Genomic DNA, 19521 nt, shown 5'->3' on the forward strand with positions numbered 1-19521 from the left:
GTCATGAGCCAGCCGCTGAAACCCAGAGCCAGAAGCCCGGCGCATCCGATCGCCACCGGGTTGCCGCCGCCCTCCTGAGCAAGAACCCAGATCAGCCAGACGCAGGTTGCAAATATGGGAAAAGCCAGAATCTGTCGGAAGATATCCATCCAGCGACCGGGGCGGGGAAGAAACCGTCCCGCATTCGGAACAAGGGTAAGCGCCAGATAAGGACTGGCCAGTCCAAAGCCCATGGCCAGAAAAATACCGAGCGCCGCCAGAGGAGGTGCTGCGAGCGCGCCTGCGATGGCGGCTCCCATGAAGGGCGCTGTGCAGGGAGTCGCCACAAGAACGGCAAGCAACCCGGTCAGAAAATCCCCCGAAAGACCGCGATGTCGGGTCAAAATGGACTGACCGGCGCTGATGACGGGCAATTCAAATAGGCCAAGCTGCCCCAGTCCGACCGCAAATAGAAACCAGCAGATTCCAGCAACAAACACAGGCGACTGGAACTGGAATCCCCATCCGGCCGATAGCCCGGCATGACGTACCACCAGCATCACAGCGCCCAGCAATCCGAACATCGCCAGCACGCCCGCTGTGTAGGCGAGACCGCTTTGAAAGTGCTTCCGGTCTTCATGCAGACGTAAAATCGCCAGCGCCTTCATGGCCAGAACCGGAAAGACACAGGGCATCAGGTTCAGGATGAGGCCGCCAAGAAAGGCAAAGGCGACGAGCGCCAGCCAGCCGGTCTCGGGCGCAGGGGAGACGGCTGCTGCAACAGGGGTGGCGCTGAAGGACAGGATGCTTTTTTCATGGGCTCCATCCCGCAATTCCAGAAGACCAGCAAAGGATTTTCCACCATTAAATCCTTCCTCCGGCTTGAGACGAAGCGTCATCTGTCCCTGATCGACCGTCAGGGGTTGTGGCACGACCTGATCAATGCGCCCGGCCACGTCCGGGATGACCCATGCCTGTTTGACTGCCTGCGAGGAAAGGCCATCGCCCCGCACGGTCAGCAGGCCGTCCGGCGTGATGGTTGTCTGAAATGGGGAAGGACGAGGCTGCTGTTCCGCTGCGTGTCTGAAGAGCGGAGCCTGCGCAGAAGGTGTAGCTGGTCCCGTCGGCAGATCCAGGTGAAAATCGGCCTGTTCCGGAACACAGACAGCCGCGCACACAAGCCAGTCCGCATGAGCGCTTATGGTCACGGTTTGACCCTGCGTGTCGGCAGTTTGCGGCGTGACTGTGACCGGCAAAAGAGCGTTGCCGGTATAGCCGTACGACATCAGCGGGCCTTCCGGCAGACGTTCCGGCGCAGGCCATTCGATGGCGTCGCCCTTGCCGGAGAGATTGCCGGACAGTGTGACGGTCAGGTTCACCGGCTCGCCAGCGTCGCCGGGATTTTTCCAGTAGGTGTGCCAGCCGTGTTTCAGATGCAGAAGCAGTCCGGCCTTGAAAGGATGCCCCGCCTCGACCCTGTCAGTGTCGGTTACAAGGCTGGCCGTATCCCGTTCGCTTGTGACCACCGGACTTTCAGCCGCAGGGGCGGGAAGGGACAGGAGCAGTCCGGCAAGCGCGAGGAAGCTGGTGGACAGGGTGCGGAGAGTGCGCAGGGTCGCGCTCCTGTGACAGTGACGGGATGGACGGACCTCTTTACAGCAAACTGGCGATAGCGGGGAGCGGCGTTCTGCCGAATGAAAACCCGCCGCAAAACCTCCTCATGAAACAGACATCCCATCCACGGAGATTGCTCCGCCTTCCGCCTCCCGCCATAACCGCAGCATGAACGACAGAACCGCCATCATCGCCGCACTGCTGAACACGCCGGGAGAGGAACTCCCTGTCAGAGCCTGCCTGCCAGCACTGACCGCGACGCTGGAGGCACAGCCCAACGCCGTGCTGGTGGCCCCGCCGGGAGCGGGCAAAACTACACTTGCTCCTCTGGCTCTGCTTGAGGCGTCATGGCGCGGGGAGGGCGAGCGGATCATTATGCTCGAACCCAGACGGCTGGCGGCGCGGGCAGCGGCGCAGCGCATGGCGTCGCTACTGGGTGAACGGGCTGGAGAAACGGTCGGATTTCGCACACGGCTGGAAAGCGCGGTCTCGGACGCGACCCGCATTGAGGTCGTGACGGAAGGACTCTTCCTGCGCCGCCTGCTGTCCGATCCGACACTGGACGATGTGGCCTGCGTGATCTTCGACGAAATCCACGAGCGGTCTCTGGATGCCGATCTGGCGCTCGCTTTTTGCCTTGATCTTCAGCAGACGCTGCGCCCCGATCTCCGTCTGCTCGCCATGTCGGCGACGGCGGATACGGCAACGCTGCGCGATCTGATGCAGGCTCCGGTCGTGGAGAGCGAAGGGCGTCAGTTCCCCGTCGAGATTCGCCATGCGAAGCGCGACCTGACCTCGCCGCGCGACCTGCCGATGGAAGCCGCCCGCGCTGTGCGCGAGATGCTGGCGGAGCATGAAGGCGATATTCTGGTGTTCCTGCCGGGAACCGGCGAGATCAGACGCGCCATGACGGAATTGCAGGGTGTATCGGCTCTGGTGCTGCCTCTGCACGGTGAACTGCCCCCCGCCGAACAGGCCCGTGTGCTGACACCCGAGCTGGATGGTCGCCGTCGCGTGATCCTGTCCACCTCCATCGCTGAGACGTCGCTGACCGTGCCCGGCGTGCGGATAGTCATAGACGGCGGCTTCCGGCGTGCGCCGCGTTTCGATCCCGGAGCTGGACTGGCGCGGCTGGAAACGATGCGCATCTCCCGTGCGGCGGCCACCCAGCGGTCGGGCCGTGCGGGTCGTGAAGCCCCCGGTTTCAGTCTCCGGCTCTGGACGGAGGCAACGGGTCGCGGACTTGCTCCACATGATCGTCCGGAAATTCTGGACGCCGATCTTTCCGATTTCGTGCTGGCCACCAGTCTCTGGGGAGACGCCATGGGTGGTGAGAGTGCTCTCCGTTTCCCCGATACGCCTCCCGCCGGTGGAGTCGCGGCGGCGCGTGAACTGCTGGTCCAGTTGGGCGCTGTGAACGACGACGGACATCCGACGGAACTGGGGCGCAGAATGGCGTCGCTCGGTACGCATCCGCGTCTGGCGGCGATGATGGTAGCCGCCCGCAACCCGACCGAAGCGGCGCTGGCTGCCGATCTAGCGGCGCTTCTGGAAGAACGCGATCCTCTCCGCCCAAGAATGGGCGGTCGTTCCGGCGGGCCTCCGCCCGTGCCGCCCGCTGATCTGTCACTTCGTCTGGATCTCATTGCCGGTGGCGATCATCCGGATGCGGACCGGGGCGCTCTGGCGCGGATCAGACAGGCGGCGGGGCAGTTCAGACGCCGTCTCGGGCTGCGTGCACAGACGCCCGCTGTGGGAGATGTTGCAGCGCTCGTGGCGGCGGGGTTCCCTGATCGCATCGCGCAGGCTCGAGGAGAGCCGGGGAGTTATCGCCTGTCAGGCGGAGGCAGCGCTCGCATCAGCAAGGCAGACAGGTTGGGGGTGGGGAGACTGCTGGCAGTAGCCTCCCTGTTCCTGCGGAAAAGCGCCGAAATCAGACTGGCCGCGCCACTTGATCCGAACAACCTCCCGCAGGCGCTGCTGGATCGGGCGACTGAGCAGGTGGAAACAGCGCTCGACTCGACGACGGGCTCGATCATCGCGCGACGTCGTTTGCGTGTCGGAGCGCTGGTCCTGCGGGACCGAACCGAAACGGTGAAGTGTGAGGATGCCTCGGAGTTGCTGCTGGCGCAGGTGGCTGGTTCGCTCGATACGGCTTTGACATGGACAGGGGCCGCCAGACAGTTTCAGGCCCGTATCATTGTTTCACGGGAAACACTCGGTCGAACCGATCTTCCTGATCTGTCGAATGAGGCGCTTTCAGCGTCTGTCGCAGAATGGCTGTCGCCGTGGCTGAATGGTGTGACGACCTTGGCCGCACTAAAGGGGCTCGATCTGCTGGCGATCCTGCGTAGCCGTCTGCCGCACGCAGAGTTGGTCGCTCTGGACCGGGATCTGCCGACTGAACTCGCCCTGAAAGGGGGGCGGGTAAAGGTGGACTATACCGAGCCGGTTCCTGTCGCGGCGGCGCGGGCGCAGACCTTCTACGGCACGACGGAAACGCCACGTCTGGCGGGAGGCCGGGTGCCTCTGCGTCTGGCTCTGCTATCGCCGGCTGGACGTCCACAGGCTTTGACGGCGGATCTGGCGTCGTTCTGGACGAATGGGTGGCTGGATATGCGTCGTGACATGCGGGGGCGGTATCCGCGTCATGACTGGCCGGAGAACCCGGCGGTGGCGAGCCCACCCGAGCCACGAAAAAGACACTAAGACGCGGCATCCGTGCCACAGTGTGACATAAATTAGCAGTCGTGCTGTATCTTTAGGATTGTATTCACGTTTCGTTTATCTCAACGCATCAGGGTGTGATGAAGATGCTGAACGCATAATGACCGGACTATTCTGCTTTCGGCCTTCCCGTCTGCGCCTTGGCTGGCGTCGGGACAGGCTTTCTCTGCCCGCCAGAAGCCGTTTTGCCCTTTCTCTGTTGTCCGCAGGCCTGTTGGCCGGGCAGGGGATCGAGGCCAACACTCCGGCCCATGCTGACGGTGTATCTCCTCCGACGGCTCCCCCTGTCAGCAACGACATGGCGGCTGTCCTCGGGGTGGCGCGGCCGCTGACCTTCGCGCCTCTCGTCAAGAAGGTTGGGCCTGCTGTCGTCAATATCGCTGTGACACGGGACATCAATCCTTCCAGCAGCAAACGTCTGCACGTCCTGCCGGACGTCAAGGGGACGCCGCTTGAGCGCCGCTTCCGGGAACGTCTCCGGCGGCATGGCGAGGAGATGCTGGGCGCGGGGTCCGGCTTCATCATCGACCCGTCGGGCATCATCGTCACCAACAATCACGTCGTTGGCGATGCGTCGAACATCACGGTGTCACTGGCCAATGGACATGAACTCCCGGCGCGGGTCATGGGTGTGGATGACCTGACCGATATTGCGGTCATCAAGGTCGAGAGCCTGACGCCTCTGCCCTATGTGAAATGGGGCGAGAGTCGGCAGGTACAGGTGGGTGACTGGATCATGGCCGCGGGTAACCCGTTTGGTCTGGGGTCATCCATTACGGCAGGAATCGTGTCAGCGCGTGGACGCGACATTGGCGCGAGTCCGTTCGATGACTTCCTGCAACTCGATGCGCCGATCAATCCGGGTAATTCCGGCGGCCCGACCTTCAACATGCAGGGCGAGGTGATCGCCATCAATACTGCCATCGTCTCGCCAACAGGTGGGTCGGTCGGGATCGGCTTCTCCATTCCCTCCGAAATTGTGATCCCGGTGGTCGAAGCCTTGCGGACCAGCGGCCATATCGAGCGCGGATGGCTGGGTGTGACGCTTGAGGATGAAGAGGGGCAGGACGGGGCGAGAGTCGTCGATGCTGACAAGGGCGGTGCGGCTCAGCTTGCTGGCCTCAGGAAGAACGATTTCATCATTACGGTTGGCTCCGAGCATGTTGAAAACGCCCGCACCCTGATTCGTATCATTGCCGCCACAAAACCCGGAACGACTCTGCCGTTGACCGTAAGGCGCAAGGCGGTTGTTCTGCAAATGCAGGTATCCGTGGGGACACGACCTGTTGAGGATGACCGAGACGGCGATGACCAGTGATGTCGTCAGGAGAAATCCGGATTTCCCAATGGAGAAAGAAAGACCGGAACGGTTTTGAAGCTACTCCGGGTTGTCGCGTCCGGTGATGATCAGTCCTCATCAGGATGAGTATAAATCAAATAAGGTGAGATCACTTGATCTTGACGGTTCCCGTACGCACATAATGCGATTATATGTTAGCAGGGATTCGGGAGCCCCGAGGGGTTGCCGCGCTTTGTGCCGTCACGTTGACAGGAGCTTACCATACCAAGACCACCCATTCCCACCCCGCCTAATCGTGAGGGGCCCCGCGTAAACGAAGAAATCCGCATTCCTCAGGTCCGCCTGATTGATGAGGAAGGCGAAATGCAGGGCGTGATGACGACGCGTGAGGCTCTGGCCCGTGCTTATGGCGTCGGACTGGATCTTCTGGAAATCAGCCCGAACGCTGAGCCGCCGGTCTGCAAGATACTTGATTACGGCAAGTACAAGTATGAACAGCAGAAGAAGCGCAACGAAGCGCGGAAGAAGCAGAAGGTCATCGAGATCAAGGAAGTCAAGGTTCGTCCGAATATCGACGAAAATGACTACCAGGTTAAGATGCGTTCCATGAAGTCGTTCATTGGCGATGGTGACAAGGTCAAGGTCACGCTCCGTTTCCGTGGACGTGAGATGGCGCATCAGGACCTCGGAGTGAAGGTTCTGGAGCGTATCCGCAACGAGATGGAAGAAGAAGCCAAGGTCGAGCAGATGCCGAGGCTTGAAAACCGTCAGATGGTTATGGTCCTCGCACCGCGCTGAAACAGGGCGGTTGAAGACACGGAAAGGGGCACTGAACAGTATTGGTTCAGTGCCCCTTTTTTGTGTTTTACGGCTTGTAGAAAACAATCGGGATCAAAGGGTCAGCGTCCCTTTGTGGGGCATGGGGCAAAGCCCCATAAATAACCATCCAAGCAGAATACGGTTAAGCGCCAACAGAACCGTTACTCTTCATCGTCCGTTGCTCTCGCCTCCGCTGGGCTGGGTAGGCGACGATCAGACTTCGCTTGATTGATCACCTCTCCACCGTGTTCACGGCTGGTCGAGATCTCGGCCTGTGGCAGATGGATGATAAAGCGGGCTCCCAGCACTTTTCCGGCAGTATCCATCCGGTTTTCCGCCCTGATGGTGCCTTTCAGCGCCTGAATGATCTGTCGGCTGATGGACAGGCCAAGACCGGAATGTTGTCCGAAATGCTCTGATTTCGGACGCTCGGAATAGAAGCGGTCAAAGACGGAATCGAGCTTCGAGGCAGGAATGCCCGGTCCTTCGTCAGTAACAGACATCTCCACGAAGGGGCCAGCTACATGCGCTTCCAGCCAGATACGACCGTTAGGTGGCGAGAAGGAAATGGCGTTGCCGATCAGATTGCGCAGAACCTGCACGAGCCTGTCCTCGACCGCCAGAGCCCGGAGTGGGTGCGCTGGCGTATCATCATGGACGCTTACAATGACTTCTGGCTGATCCGGCTTTCGGGTGGCCTGATGAATCTCGGCGAGAACAGAAAGCAGAGGCCCCACGGCCACAGGGGTTGCGCGTGCACGTGATAGTTCAGCATCCAACCGGCTGGCGTCGGAGATATCGGTAATCAGCCGATCAAGCCGTCGGACATCCTCTGCGATGATCGTCAGAAGACGCCGCTGACGCTCCACATCGTCGATACGGAGGAGTGTCTCAATGGCAGAACGGATGGACGTCAGCGGGTTCTTGATCTCGTGAGACACATCGGCGGCGAAACGCTCGATCGCATCCATGCGTGTCCATAGAGCCTGCGTGCTGTCCTGAAGCGCTCGCGCGAGATCGCCGATCTCATCGCTGCGACCCAGAAGGCTGCTGGGCACGGTGCCTGAACGTCCCGAGCTTTCCCGCATGATGTGCGCGGACGTGGCAAGCCGCAGCAGGGGGCGGGCGATGGTCAGTGACAGGTACCACGAGAGCAGCACCATGATCGCCATGGCCAGCAGAAAAAGTGACAGGATGGACGACCGGATCTTGAAAAGTGATGTGTCGATCGCCTCGCCGGTACGCGTCAGCTGTAGAATGCCGACCGTCTGTCCATCGTGGATGATGGGTTCCGCGATGGTGATGACCAGCGTGTGGTTTTGTGTGCGGCGGATATAGGGCGGCGTTTCCACCTCGTCAAAGGAATGGTCGTTCGGCGCTCTGATGGTGGGAGGGTGTGGATGACCATCGTCCCGCAAGGGCCCATCATCCACCCCGCCGACAAGAAAATCGATGACGGACCGCATGATGCCGGGGTGGGGCGGAGGTTCGGCTGCATCGTTTTGAAGAGGCGTTTCCTGCACATCCGGCGGCAACGGCGGGTTGCTTGCGATATGATGCGCCAGTTTTTCCTGATGACTGTCGGCAATCAGCTGTCCGTCCGGCGAATAAACGCGGGCATCCGCTCTGGGACTCGGTTCCGTAAGACGCAGCAGGAGGGGACGGGTCAGTCCCGGTTCAAGCGTATAGGCTTCGGCGGGAAGCGCCGGATTGCGACGTGAATGGCTGATCGGATTCTGGATGACGGCACTCTGACCGAGAGCGCCTGCATAAATCCGTGCCTGCTCCCGCAGTGCGCCGACTTCGCCAGCCAACAGACTGTTGCGGAACTGGTTGAGGAACAGCAGCGTCATGCCGAAAACGGCGAGGGGCAGGATGTTGACCAGCAGGATGCGGCGCATCAGCGGTGAAATCAGCCGTTTTGGTGCGTCGACGTCACGTTGTCTGGGGGACAGAAAGGTGGTCGCCCTCAGGACTGTCCGCCGACAGAAGGCAAAGGCACGCAGGATATATGCGGGGAGTTCCGGCTTCGACCGGGCCAGTTTTCTGATTTCGCCCGAAAGATGGGTCAGGCTTGCGGGAAGAGTGACTTTCCGGTGAGGCTCGCCTTCCGGTGGAGTGGTCACCGCTCTTCCCCTGCCTGCCTCATGGATCAGTCTTCCTTGTAGCGGTAGCCGATGCCGTACAGCGTTTCGATCTGATTGAAGGCGTCATCGACCTGCCGGAATTTCTTCCGCACGCGCTTGATGTGGCTGTCGATGGTCCGGTCATCCACATAGATATTGTCGCCGTAAGCCGCGTCGATCAGCTGGTCACGGGATTTGACCAGACCGGGACGGGAGGCCAGCGCCTTGACCAGCAGGAACTCGGTGACGGTCAGAGGCACATCGGTGCCTTTCCACTGGCACCGGTGACGGGCCTCGTCGAGGGTCAGGTCGCCGCGGACCAGAGTGTTGCTGGTGATTTCGCCAGCAGCCTCGGCGCGATTGACGTCGTTGCGGCGCAGAAGCGCACGGATACGCTCGATCAGAAGTCGTTGCGAAAAGGGTTTCGTGATGTAGTCGTCAGCCCCCAGCCGCAGCCCCATCAACTGGTCGACTTCCTCATCCTTGGAAGAGAGGAAAATGATCGGCAGGTTGGAGCGGGCGCGGAGGCGCTGGAGAAGTTCCATGCCGTCCATGCGCGGCATCTTGATATCGAGAACGGCCAGATCGACCGGACGACTGGTCAGATCCTGAAGAGCCTGCTCTCCGTCAATAAAGGCACGAACCGCATATCCCTCGGCTTCCAGCGTCATCTGGACGGAGGTCAGGATGTTGCGATCATCATCAACCAGCGCAATCGTCTGTTTTTCTGTCACGAAATCGATTCCCTCCGGGGCGCTGGTGCACCCGTCCTGTAGCTTTATCTAGCGCAAACTGGGTCGATAATAGCCGGGTCTGACATGACGGGCTACCGGGGGATGGCGGTCACTATATTTATTTTTAGAGGGTTCAGGGGATTAATGCTGATGGCAAATGCAAATAATGAAAGCAAAAATTAACCACCCGGCATGCATCCTGAAGCCGAGGGAGGCGGTAGGAATGCGTTTGGCGGTGGGCTGAGCACAAAATTCGTCCGGTCTGCCTTCTTGTCGATTGCTCCGAGGATGCCTAATTCTTACCCTATGACCAATATGACAGACACCCACGAGGCCGGATCGCCAGCGGATGAGGCGGCGACTGACCTCAACGAGCACCATTCCTCCGTTCATGGAGAAGCGGCATCTGATGATCAGGCGTCTTCGTCTGACGAGGTGATGAGCGCAGCCAGCAACCGGATCAAGGAACTGGAAGCACAACTGGCTGAAGAGCACGACAAATGGATGCGCTCGGAAGCCGAGATGCAGAATCTTCGGGCGCGGACCAAGCGTGAGATCGACGATGCACGTCAGTATGCCGTGCAGAAATTCGCACGCGATGTCGTGGAAGCAGCTGAGAACCTGAAGCGCGGCCTTGCCAGCCTTCCGCCGAAAACTGAAGGTGAAGACAGCATCATCACCAAGATGCGCGAAGGAATTGAAGGCACGGAACGGTCGTTCCTGTCCATTCTCGAGCGTCATGGTGTTGTGTGCAACGATCCTTCCGGGCAGGCTTTTGACGCCAATCATCATCAGGCCATGGCCGAGCAGCCAAGCCCTGATCATGAGACGGGAACCGTCATTCAGGCCTGGACGCCCACATGGACGCTGCATGGCCGTCTGCTGAAACCCGCCATGGTTGTTGTTGCCAAGAATTGAGTCCGTATGTGTCGTATTTCAGGAGTAACAACTCTTGAAAGCCCGACATGAGGCTCCTACATCGGATTTAAAGATGATGTAGTCAGCCGCCATTTTATGGCAGGACTATTGAAATAAGGGGCGTATCCGGTGCTTCGGGCCGTATGCGACCGCTGAAAGAGGATTGAGTTATATGAGCAAAGTTATCGGTATTGACCTTGGTACGACCAACTCCTGCGTAGCCATCCGCGAGGGTAACGAAACAAAGGTTATCGAAAACAGCGAAGGCGCACGCACGACGCCGTCGATGGTGGCGTTCACCGAAGGTGGTGAAATGCTCGTCGGACAGGCCGCGAAGCGTCAGGCTGTCACCAACCCGTCCAACACCCTGTATGCCGTGAAGCGTCTGATTGGTCGTCGTTTTGACGATCCGACCGTTCAGAAGGACAAGGAACTCGTCCCTTACGCCATCGTAAAGGGTGACAATGGCGATGCATGGGTCGAGGCACGCGGCAAGAGCTACGCACCATCCCAGATCGCTGCGTTCGTGCTTGGCAAGATGAAGGAAACCGCCGAGTCCTATCTCGGTGAGAAAGTCACTCAGGCTGTCATCACGGTTCCGGCCTACTTCAATGACGCCCAGCGTCAGGCAACGAAAGACGCCGGCCGTATTGCTGGTCTTGAAGTTCTTCGTATCATCAACGAGCCGACAGCTGCTGCGCTGGCCTATGGCCTTGAGAAGAAGAATGGTGGCACGGTCGCTGTTTATGACCTTGGTGGCGGCACCTTCGACGTCTCGATCCTCGAAATCTCCGATGGCGTGATCGAAGTGAAGTCCACCAACGGTGACACGTTCCTTGGTGGTGAAGACTTTGACAACCGGATCATCGACTTCCTCGCCAGCGAGTTCAAGCGCGATCAGGGCATCGACCTGAAGTCCGACAAGCTGGCTCTGCAGCGTCTGAAGGAAGCTGCTGAAAAGGCGAAGATCGAGCTGTCATCCTCCAAGGAGACCGAGATCAACCTGCCGTTCATCACGGCCGACGCTTCCGGTCCGAAGCATCTCGTGGTGAAGCTGACCCGTGCGAAGCTGGAAAGCCTTGTTGACGATCTGATCACCCGGACGATGGAGCCTTGCAAGGCTGCTCTGAAGGATGCGGGCCTGAACGGTTCCCAGATCGACGAAGTCATCCTCGTCGGCGGTATGACCCGTATGCCGAAGGTCATTGAGGCAGTTAAGGAGTTCTTCGGCAAGGAGCCTGCCCGTAACGTGAACCCCGACGAAGTCGTGGCGATCGGTGCGGCCATTCAGGGCGCGGTCCTGAAGGGTGACGTGAAGGACGTTCTGCTTCTCGACGTGACGCCGCTGTCGCTTGGTATCGAAACGCTGGGTGGCGTGTTCACCCGTCTGATCGACCGCAACACGACGATCCCGACGAAGAAGAGCCAGACCTTCTCCACGGCTGAAGACAATCAGAACGCCGTGACCATCAAGGTCTATCAGGGCGAGCGTGAGATGGCGGCTGACAACAAGCTGCTGGGCAACTTCGACCTGACCGGTATTGCTCCGGCTCCCCGTGGCGTACCGCAGATCGAAGTGACCTTCGACATTGATGCGAACGGTATCGTCTCAGTGTCCGCCAAGGACAAGGCGACCGGCAAGGAGCAGCAGATCAAGATCCAGGCTTCTGGTGGTCTGTCCGATGCCGACATCGACAAGATGGTCAAGGATGCCGAAGCGAACGCAACGGCTGACAAGGCCAAGCGTGAAGCGGTTGAAACCCGTAACAACGCAGAAGGTCTGGTCAATCAGGTCGAGAAGTCCCTGTCCGAGGCAGGCGACAAGGTTCCGGCTGCTGACCGTAGCGAAGCAGAAAGTGCTGTCGCCGCAGTCAAGTCGGCTCTTGAAGGAACAGATGCCGAGGCAGTGAAGGCTGCATCCGAGCGTCTGACGCAGGCGGCGATGAAGATTGGTGAAGCGGTCTACAAGGCTGAGCAGGCTGGTGGTGCTGGTGCCGAAGGTGCCGCTGCCGGTGGCGCAAAGCCTGACGACAAGGTGGTTGATGCCGATTTTGAAGAAATCGACGACAACAAGAAAGCCTGAGCGGAACTGTTCTGACAGGGTGACCGGATAAACCGGTTTCCCCTGCACGATAGAGACGCCGAATCTTCAAGGCGCCCGCTCCATTCATTGGGGCGGGCGTTATCTTTTTATACCCTCCAGGCATCCTGTGTGACGCATGTGAGAGGGAGCCCGCTTACGAGGAAATCAATGGCCACGAAACTTGATTATTACGCTGTTCTGGAAGTCACCCGAGAAGTCTCCTCTGACGAACTGAAAAAAGCGTACCGCAAGCTGGCCATGAAATATCATCCGGATCGCAATGCCGGAGATGCGTCTGCGGAAGAGCGCTTCAAGCAGATCAACGAAGCCTATGATGTTCTGAAAGACGCCGACAAGCGCGCAGCCTATGACCGTTTTGGTCATGCAGCGTTTGAAGGTGGCGGCGGTGGCCCGGGCGGGTTCGATTTCGGTGGCGGCTTTGGCGGCGGCGGTCTGGGCGACATCTTCGAGCAGATGTTCGGCGACATGATGGGCGGTCGCCGTGGCGGCGGTGGACGCAGCGCCGGTGCCGACATCCAGACGCAGGTCGAGATCACGCTGGCGGAAGCGTTCACAGGCGTCAAGAAATCCATCACCATCAAGACACGCGTCATGTGCGAGTCCTGTGATGGCACGGGCTCAAAGGACAAGGAAGCTGGCGTCGAGGTTTGCCCGAGCTGTCATGGTGCGGGCAAGGTCCGCGCCCAGCAGGGGTTCTTTGTGGTCGAGCGCCCCTGTCCGAGCTGTCACGGCGCAGGCCGCGTCATCAAGGACCCGTGCCCGGCCTGTCACGGCGTGGGAACTGTCGAACAGCCGCGTACGCTGGAGATCGCGATCCCGGCTGGCGTTGAGGATGGCACGCGGATCAGATTGTCCGGTGAAGGTCAGTCTGGCGGCAAGGGGGCTCCTGCTGGAGACCTGTATGTTCATATCGCCGTTCAGGCCAGTGAGCTGTTCCAGCGTGACGGTTCCAACATTTACTGCCGTGTTCCGCTGCGCATGGCGCAGGCTGCTCTGGGCACTGAAGTGGAAGTGCCCGTCGTTGACGGAACCCGAGCCAGTGTGAAGATCCCCGCAGGAACGCAGAGCGGTGAGCATTTCCGTCTGAGAGGCAAAGGTTTCTCCGTGCTGCGGTCATCGTCACGGGGCGACATGTATGTGCAGGTTGTCGTTGAAACCCCGCAGAACCTTTCCAAACGTCAGAAAGAACTTCTGGAAGAGTTTGAAAAGGAAGCGGGTGAGCATGTGAAGAGCAGCCCCGAACATGCGGGCTTCTTCTCGCGTGTGAAGGACTTCTTTGAAGGCCGAAGCTAATAGCAACAGTTCTTCAGACCGCCTGATTTTCTGACAAGTGAATCAGGCGGAATGCAGCATGAGAGGTCAGGAAAACCTAATGGTTTTCCCGACCTTTTTCATTTCTTTGAGCCTCATGTGAAGCCGGGTTTCCACGGTGGGACGAGGATGAAAGCGTCTGTTTCGTGGTCAGAGGAATCGGCTGCGGATTTTCTGCTGGGCCGCTACCCGGAGAGGAATCGTTTTTGGACGCCTGTCCTGCATACGGATATTGACCCAGAATATGCTGGGCGACCTGAGGATAACGGTTCATCAGCCCAAGCAGGGTGCCATTGGTCCATCCGAAACCGATCTGCATCGGATATTCACCGCCACCAGCACCTCCTGTCGGACTGATCTCTGGATTGACGACATCATATTTTTCCAGAAGCACACCGCTCTTTTCATAAGTACCTATGACGCGCTTCATCCAGCGCTCCGCAATATCCTGCGCCAGAACATCCTCGCCATACAGGTTGAGCCCCTTGATCGCCATCCACTGGAGCGGAGCCCAGCCGTTCGGGGAATCCCATTGCTGTCCGCTGGTGACATCCGTTGCGACAAGCCCTCCGGGTTTCAGAAGTTTTTCCTTCATGGTCTTTGCAACAATATGCGCCTGTTGGTCTGTGGCGATATGCAGGAATAGAGGCACAGCCGTCGCCGTTGACAGCACATCGGTCAACTTCCCTGCTTTCCTGTCGTAATCGTAGAAAGCCCCTCTTTTTGGATCCCACAGCACGCGACGGATAGCGGCAATGCGGCGGTCAGCATCTGCCTTATAGAAAGCGGCCTTCTGTTTGTTTCCTGTAAGCTCGTAGGTGCGGGAAAGAGTTTGCGCGAGATGCGCCACCATGCAGCTCATCTCGATCGTGATGAGATCTGTTGTGTGAATGGTGGAGAGCGTGTGGCGGTCCTGCAGCCAGCGGGACGAGAAATCCCAGCCTGTTTCAGATCCGGCCCGCAAATTGCGCCAGACCTCGGAAGAGGGACGGGAGGTTGACGCAGCCGTGGCGATATCCTGCGGATAGCTCTCGTCACGTGGGGTATCGAGATCATCCCATGGGCGGGTCAGCAGGGTGCCATCCTTCAGCCGGACAGCGTGTCGCCACGCATGACCGGGCGCCAGCTTCGTCTCTCCATCGGTCCAGTATTCGTATTCGCGTTGCAGTTCCGGCAGATACTTGATGTAGGTCCGGTTGCCGTCATGGCTTGCCAGAAGATCTGTCATCAGTGCGAAGAAAGCAGGCTGGGAACGGCCGAGATAATAGGTCCGGCTGCCGTTCGGAATATGCCCGTAGCGGTCGATCAGCGACGCCAGATCCCTGTAGGTGGAGCGCATCAGATCAATGCGTCCGCCCTCATACAGGCCGATCATCGTGAAATAGGTGTCCCAGTAATAGAGTTCCGTAAAACGGCCTCCGGGCACAACGTATTTTTCCGGTAGCGGCAGAAGCGATGACCAGGGAACGGGAGTGTCCGGCTGTCTTGTCAGCACATCCCACATGCCGGTGATGTAATCCCGCACGTTTTCGCCCGGCTTGCGCTGATAGGCGGCGGAGGTGATGGCTGGGATCGTAAAATAGGTAGCGACAAAGGTTTTCAGATCGAAGCCAGGGTCATTCTTCTGCGCCCGCCATGTGGCCAGAATCTCTTCCGGCGGCCGGTTCGGATAGGCGTCTGCTGCGGCTTTCGCGTCCGTAAAGATGTGGGCCTTTCCGATGTCGGAAAACAATCCGTCCAGAGCGATTGAAGGCGGACGCAGATCCTGCTGGGACGGGAGCCTTGGAGCCTGAGGCGGGGGTGTGATGGCAGGATGCAGGGTGATGGTGGGCGGCAGCAAGGGGGATTTATCACGAAAATCGGAAGTCATTGCCGGGTCTCCGGTCCCTGTGGTCTGCGCAGAAGCTGGCCATGACGACAGCAGGGAAGAGGCGAAAAGGCTGGAGGCCAGAGAACATGCGAGTAAGGAGAAATGGTGACGCCTCAAGAGAAATCCTTTCGTGCGACCGTGTCCTTGCAGGATAATGACGCAATAACCCTCTGCGGGTTTTCCGGGCCGGAAGAAACCGGTTATGACATAAGGGTGTATCGTGATGGTGAACACCCGTCAGAATGTTCCCACTTTCTACCCCGGAGTCTTACCCATGTCGTCCACTGCCTCAACCCGGAATGTTGCTGTATCTGCCGGTGAAAAGAGCGTGCAGTCCTCGGTCGCGGGGCTTGGACCTCTTGCCGCCACGGATCATCTTTTCTTCGAACGCGCCGGTGGCCTGCTGAGTCGGGACGAAGCTGAGAGCATGACCGCCCATGCGCTGGAAGGCATGGAGGACGGGGAGCTTTTTCTGGAATACCGGGAAAGTGAAGGGCTGGCGCTGGATGACGGGGTCATTCGTTCGGCCTCTTTCGATACGTCCAGCGGTTTTGGTCTGCGCAGCGTGCTGGGGGAAGAAACCGGGTTTGCCCATTCCGACGAGATCAGCACCTCGTCTCTCAGGCGCGCTGCCGAGACCGTGTCAGCCGTAAGAAATGGCCGATCCGGCATCATGGCGCCCCCACCGCGTTCGACCAACACGCGCCTTTACAGCGACAACAATCCGCTACACGAGACGGATTTTGCCCGTCGCGCCGCTTTGCTCGGTCAGATCGACGCTTATGCACGCGGCAAGGACAGCCGGGTCGTGCAGGTGATGGCCTCCATCGCCTCCGAGTGGCAGGCGGTGCAGATCATCCGGGCTGACGGGCTGAGAGTCGCCGACATCCGTCCGCTGGTGCGCCTCAACATCTCTGTCGTGGTGGAGAAGGATGGCCGTCGCGAAAGTGGCTCCTACGGCTTTGGTGGTCGTTACAGTGTGACAAAACTGCTGGAGGAAAGCGCCTGGCAACATGGTGTGAATGAGGCGCTACGGACCGCCCTGATCAATCTGGATGCGCGGCCTGCTCCGGCCGGTGAAATGGAAATCGTTCTTGGGTCCGGCTGGCCCGGCATTCTTCTGCATGAAGCGGTCGGTCACGGTCTGGAGGGCGATTTCAACCGCAAGAAGACCTCCATGTTCTCGGATCTGATGGGAAAGCGTGTCGCCAGCCCCGGTGTGACGGTGGTGGATGATGGCACATTGCCCGATCGCCGTGGCAGTCTGACTGTCGATGACGAGGGCACGCCTTCGGGGCGGACGGTCATGATTGAGGATGGTATCCTGACAGGCTTCATTCAGGATCGCCTGAATGCCCGTCTGATGGGCGTTGCTCCGACTGGGAACGGTCGTCGCCAGTCTTACGGTTATATGCCGCTGCCCCGTATGACCAACACGCTCATGCTGGCGGGACAGGCGAGCACGGACGACATGATCCGCTCAGTGAAGCGCGGACTTTACGCCGTGAATTTCGGTGGCGGTCAGGTGGACATCACGTCCGGTAAATTCGTGTTTGCAGCCTCCGAGGCCTACATGATCGAGGATGGGAAAGTAACGGCGCCGGTTAAAGGGGCGACCCTGATCGGCAACGGCGCTGATGCGATGACGTCAATCTCCATGATTGGCTCTGATGTGGCGCTTGATCCGGGGATTGGCACCTGTGGCAAGGCCGGGCAGGGCGTTCCTGTCGGAGTGGGACAGCCAACGCTGAAAATGACAGGTCTGACGGTGGGCGGCACAGCCTCCTGATCAGCCAAACGGAAAAGGGCAGAATAATCAGGTTCTGCCCTTTTTTAAAACGATACAGTGATGCCGGGTTCTATTTGATAAGTCTCAGGCCGCTGCTGATGATGATGCTTGAAAGCGAAGATTTCAGCGCGTTTTGAATGGCTGGGCCATCGTCGGCCTCGAAGTAATAATCAGAACTTGTGGCGCAGGATTGCATGGCGCCTTCCATGGAGCCTGTTCCCGTTGTCGGCAGGGGAGCAATCAGGGTGTTGTACTGCTGAGATCCATAAATCGGATAGTAGGGTACCCATACAGAGAGAAGGGTGACACCCATCTGTTTCAGTTGGGTACAGGCTGATTGATAATCTACAGTTACTATATGCTGGTAGCTGTTGGCATTGCTTTTGATGTCCTGCGCACCATCAGAAATGAAAACAAGATAGGTTCTCTGACTGTTTTCACTGGCGCCCTGTCCAATGTTTGTGAGCTGGCTGGCAATGGTATTCAGGGCGTCACTCGTTCTTGTGTATCCAAGAACGGGCATGGGGACAGCTGTTTCGAGATCGATTGTGGAAGCGACGGAACTTGCTGTGGCAAGATCAGTCGTAGAGGGCTGTAGCTGCTGAATGGTTGTGCCGTAAGTTGTAATGCTTGTCGTGATATGATTTTGATCTTTATTTGCATATTCAACAAGTTGCGCCATAAATGTTTGAATGGCCTGATTGACGTAGTCGATTTTGAGGTTGATTCCGGCCTGCTGTGCTGTAACCCGGGTATTGCACGGTGGAAGCCCGAAAGACCCATAGGATGAGGATGATTTCTGCGTGCAGGATCCGCGATAGCCATTTGGATCATGGCAGGCGAATGCGCATTGGGCCGCACTGTTTTCAAGAGCGCTTATATCTGCAGGCGTTCCGCCGATTCCCATGGAATTTGAAATATCCACCAGAAATATAATCTGAATATAGGAATTGCCGAGCGTCATGGTGGCTGTGGATGTTGCAGTGACAGGAATTCCACTATTGGGAAGAAAGCCTGCCATGAACAAAGATGTTTTTCTGGAAAGGGTGACGGAAACGTTTCCTGAATAGGTGGACTCAGCCGTATAGCCCACCTGAATGTCAGGTAGTGTGGAGCCCGTCGTATTCGCTGCCACATAGTTTTGAACAGTCGTCTGGGCCAAGGCCGCAACATCGGACTGGTTCATGGTGCTGCTTGTATTTGTCTGTGCTGCCTGAACGGTTTTTTCAGCCTGAAGGGCTGCTGCATCAGCTATGTTCTGCAGTGTTTTTTTGTCCTGAATGGCGGCTCCGATGTTGATGGCCGCCGCAACCCCTATGATCGCTACAGAAGTGCTGAGAGCGGCCATTAGACTTACGCTGCCGTTTCGGCTGTTACGAAAACTCCAGGATCCAGACATGGTGGAATGTTAAAATTCCTTGTGGTTGAACAACCACAAAAGTAAGGAACAAGGTGTTGATAAATTATTAATTCAATGCAGAAGAGTTTTTAGAATAATTAAAATTGCATTTATTTTCATATCGCCCTTCGAAGAATTTTAGGGGTGTTTGCTATTTTTCTGTTGAAATAAACGATGAAGTATCTGGACTGGGACATCATTGATGATCTGAACGATCCTGGGCCAGACATCTGGAAGGACCCTAAAGCCTTTTACCCTACGTCTTCGACAAATCGGCTAAGGATTGTGTCCCTTTACAAAGGGTAAGTGCGAAACCCTTATAGTCCTCCATACGGACATAAGCAGACGCCAATAAAAAAGGAGGGCACAAAGCCCTCCTTCTTAACGAGTCGCATCCCTGAAAAAATCAGAGACCGGCAGGCACCTTGCCACCGTTTTCAGCGAGCTTCTGACGGACTTCCTTGATCAGCCACACATTCATGGTTGCCGAATCATTCTGGTCGCCCGTGTATTTCAGCTCAGTCGCCAGCTGCTTGCGTGCTTCAAGCGAGCTGTCCAGACCGAGCAGCTTGAGCAGATCAACGATCGACTCTTTCCAGTTCAGCTGCTGGCCGGACTTCGCCGCCAGAGCCGTCAGAACCGCATCGACATCGACGGGTGCAGCAGGAGCAGCAGTTGCCGGAGCGCTGGCGGCACCAGCAGCCGGCGTGGCGGCTGGGGCTGTCGATCCAGCTGCGGCAGGCGTTGCTGCCTCGGCATGGCCGAAAATGGCGGAGACGATCTTACCGAAAATGCTCATGAGAGAACTCCCTCTCTGGGTTGCGTATGACG

The 19521-nt window shown here is 58.3% G+C and carries 13 protein-coding genes; 7 read left to right on the forward strand and 6 right to left on the reverse strand.

Features of this window, described 5'->3' with window-relative positions; genetic code table 11:
* Positions 1–1505 (reverse strand): protein-disulfide reductase DsbD domain-containing protein (locus B3759_RS09820; RefSeq protein ID WP_291365744.1); only part of this gene is annotated, 1505 nt, incomplete at its 3' end.
* A 256-nt stretch (positions 1506–1761) separates the two neighbouring features.
* Here B3759_RS09820 and hrpB point away from each other — a divergent pair.
* The 3 genes from hrpB to infC all read left to right on the forward strand — a co-directional run bounded on the left by hrpB (position 1762) and on the right by infC (position 6418).
* On the forward strand, positions 1762–4302 hold the full coding sequence (gene hrpB, locus B3759_RS09825; RefSeq protein ID WP_291365745.1) for an ATP-dependent helicase HrpB: 2541 nt from the start codon (positions 1762–1764) through the stop codon (positions 4300–4302).
* A 118-nt stretch (positions 4303–4420) separates the two neighbouring features.
* On the forward strand, positions 4421–5638 hold the full coding sequence (locus B3759_RS09830) for a S1C family serine protease (RefSeq protein WP_291365746.1): 1218 nt from the start codon (positions 4421–4423) through the stop codon (positions 5636–5638).
* 258 nt (positions 5639–5896) lie between these two features.
* Positions 5897–6418, forward strand: a complete 522-nt coding sequence (gene infC, locus B3759_RS09835; protein WP_026200089.1) for a translation initiation factor IF-3 — start codon at positions 5897–5899, stop codon at positions 6416–6418.
* Between the two features lie 182 nt (positions 6419–6600).
* Here the strand turns inward: infC and B3759_RS09840 are convergent, their stop codons facing one another.
* Together B3759_RS09840 and B3759_RS09845 are read right to left on the reverse strand one after the other, a co-directional pair.
* Entirely contained in the window at positions 6601–8412 is a 1812-nt protein-coding gene (locus B3759_RS09840; protein WP_291365905.1) for an ATP-binding protein, read from the reverse strand.
* Positions 8413–8591: 179 nt separating this feature from the next.
* Positions 8592–9299, reverse strand: a complete 708-nt coding sequence (locus B3759_RS09845) for a response regulator transcription factor (protein WP_291365747.1) — start codon at positions 9297–9299, stop codon at positions 8592–8594.
* A 306-nt stretch (positions 9300–9605) separates the two neighbouring features.
* Between B3759_RS09845 and B3759_RS09850 the strand changes: the two genes are divergently transcribed.
* The 3 genes from B3759_RS09850 to dnaJ all read left to right on the forward strand — a co-directional run bounded on the left by B3759_RS09850 (position 9606) and on the right by dnaJ (position 13614).
* Positions 9606–10217 carry a nucleotide exchange factor GrpE gene (locus tag B3759_RS09850; protein ID WP_291365748.1) on the forward strand — a complete coding sequence of 204 codons (612 nt, stop codon included), beginning with the start codon at positions 9606–9608 and terminating at the stop codon, positions 10215–10217.
* A 172-nt stretch (positions 10218–10389) separates the two neighbouring features.
* Positions 10390–12300, forward strand: coding sequence for a molecular chaperone DnaK (gene dnaK / locus B3759_RS09855; protein ID WP_291365749.1), 1911 nt, complete (start codon positions 10390–10392; stop codon positions 12298–12300).
* A 168-nt stretch (positions 12301–12468) separates the two neighbouring features.
* Positions 12469–13614 (forward strand): molecular chaperone DnaJ, encoded by a 1146-nt coding sequence (gene dnaJ / locus B3759_RS09860; RefSeq protein ID WP_010669006.1) that lies wholly within the window; start codon positions 12469–12471, stop codon positions 13612–13614.
* 76 nt (positions 13615–13690) lie between these two features.
* Here the strand turns inward: dnaJ and treF are convergent, their stop codons facing one another.
* Positions 13691–15502, reverse strand: coding sequence for an alpha,alpha-trehalase TreF (treF, locus tag B3759_RS09865; protein ID WP_291365750.1), 1812 nt, complete (start codon positions 15500–15502; stop codon positions 13691–13693).
* Between the two features lie 274 nt (positions 15503–15776).
* Here treF and tldD point away from each other — a divergent pair, with 274 nt between their 5' ends.
* On the forward strand, positions 15777–17291 hold the full coding sequence (tldD, locus tag B3759_RS09870) for a metalloprotease TldD (protein WP_291365751.1): 1515 nt from the start codon (positions 15777–15779) through the stop codon (positions 17289–17291).
* Positions 17292–17361: 70 nt separating this feature from the next.
* On the opposite strand, the gene B3759_RS09875 is transcribed toward tldD, so the two are convergent.
* Together B3759_RS09875 and B3759_RS09880 are read right to left on the reverse strand one after the other, a co-directional pair.
* Positions 17362–18690: a pilus assembly protein TadG-related protein gene (locus B3759_RS09875; protein WP_291365752.1), complete on the reverse strand. Its 1329-nt coding sequence runs from the start codon at positions 18688–18690 to the stop codon at positions 17362–17364.
* 406 nt (positions 18691–19096) lie between these two features.
* Positions 19097–19489 carry a DUF3597 domain-containing protein gene (locus B3759_RS09880; RefSeq protein ID WP_291365753.1) on the reverse strand — a complete coding sequence of 131 codons (393 nt, stop codon included), beginning with the start codon at positions 19487–19489 and terminating at the stop codon, positions 19097–19099.
* Between the last annotated feature and the right edge of the window lie 32 nt (positions 19490–19521).

Origin of the sequence: Acetobacter sp. UBA5411 (assembly GCF_002409645.1) — a bacterium.
Taxonomy (GTDB): Bacteria; Pseudomonadota; Alphaproteobacteria; order Acetobacterales; family Acetobacteraceae; genus Acetobacter.

Bases quoted from the DNA above. Each gene is read 5' to 3' on its own strand.
- hrpB (WP_291365745.1), top strand. From the start codon at position 1,762: ATGAACGACAGAACCGCCATCATCGCCGCACTGCTGAACACGCCGGGA.
- B3759_RS09830 (WP_291365746.1), top strand. From the start codon at position 4,421: ATGACCGGACTATTCTGCTTTCGGCCTTCCCGTCTGCGCCTTGGCTGG.
- B3759_RS09850 (WP_291365748.1), top strand. From the start codon at position 9,606: ATGACCAATATGACAGACACCCACGAGGCCGGATCGCCAGCGGATGAG.
- dnaK (WP_291365749.1), top strand. From the start codon at position 10,390: ATGAGCAAAGTTATCGGTATTGACCTTGGTACGACCAACTCCTGCGTA.
- dnaJ (WP_010669006.1), top strand. From the start codon at position 12,469: ATGGCCACGAAACTTGATTATTACGCTGTTCTGGAAGTCACCCGAGAA.
- treF (WP_291365750.1), bottom strand. From the start codon at position 15,502: ATGACTTCCGATTTTCGTGATAAATCCCCCTTGCTGCCGCCCACCATC.
- tldD (WP_291365751.1), top strand. From the start codon at position 15,777: ATGTCGTCCACTGCCTCAACCCGGAATGTTGCTGTATCTGCCGGTGAA.
- B3759_RS09875 (WP_291365752.1), bottom strand. From the start codon at position 18,690: ATGTCTGGATCCTGGAGTTTTCGTAACAGCCGAAACGGCAGCGTAAGT.
- B3759_RS09880 (WP_291365753.1), bottom strand. From the start codon at position 19,489: ATGAGCATTTTCGGTAAGATCGTCTCCGCCATTTTCGGCCATGCCGAG.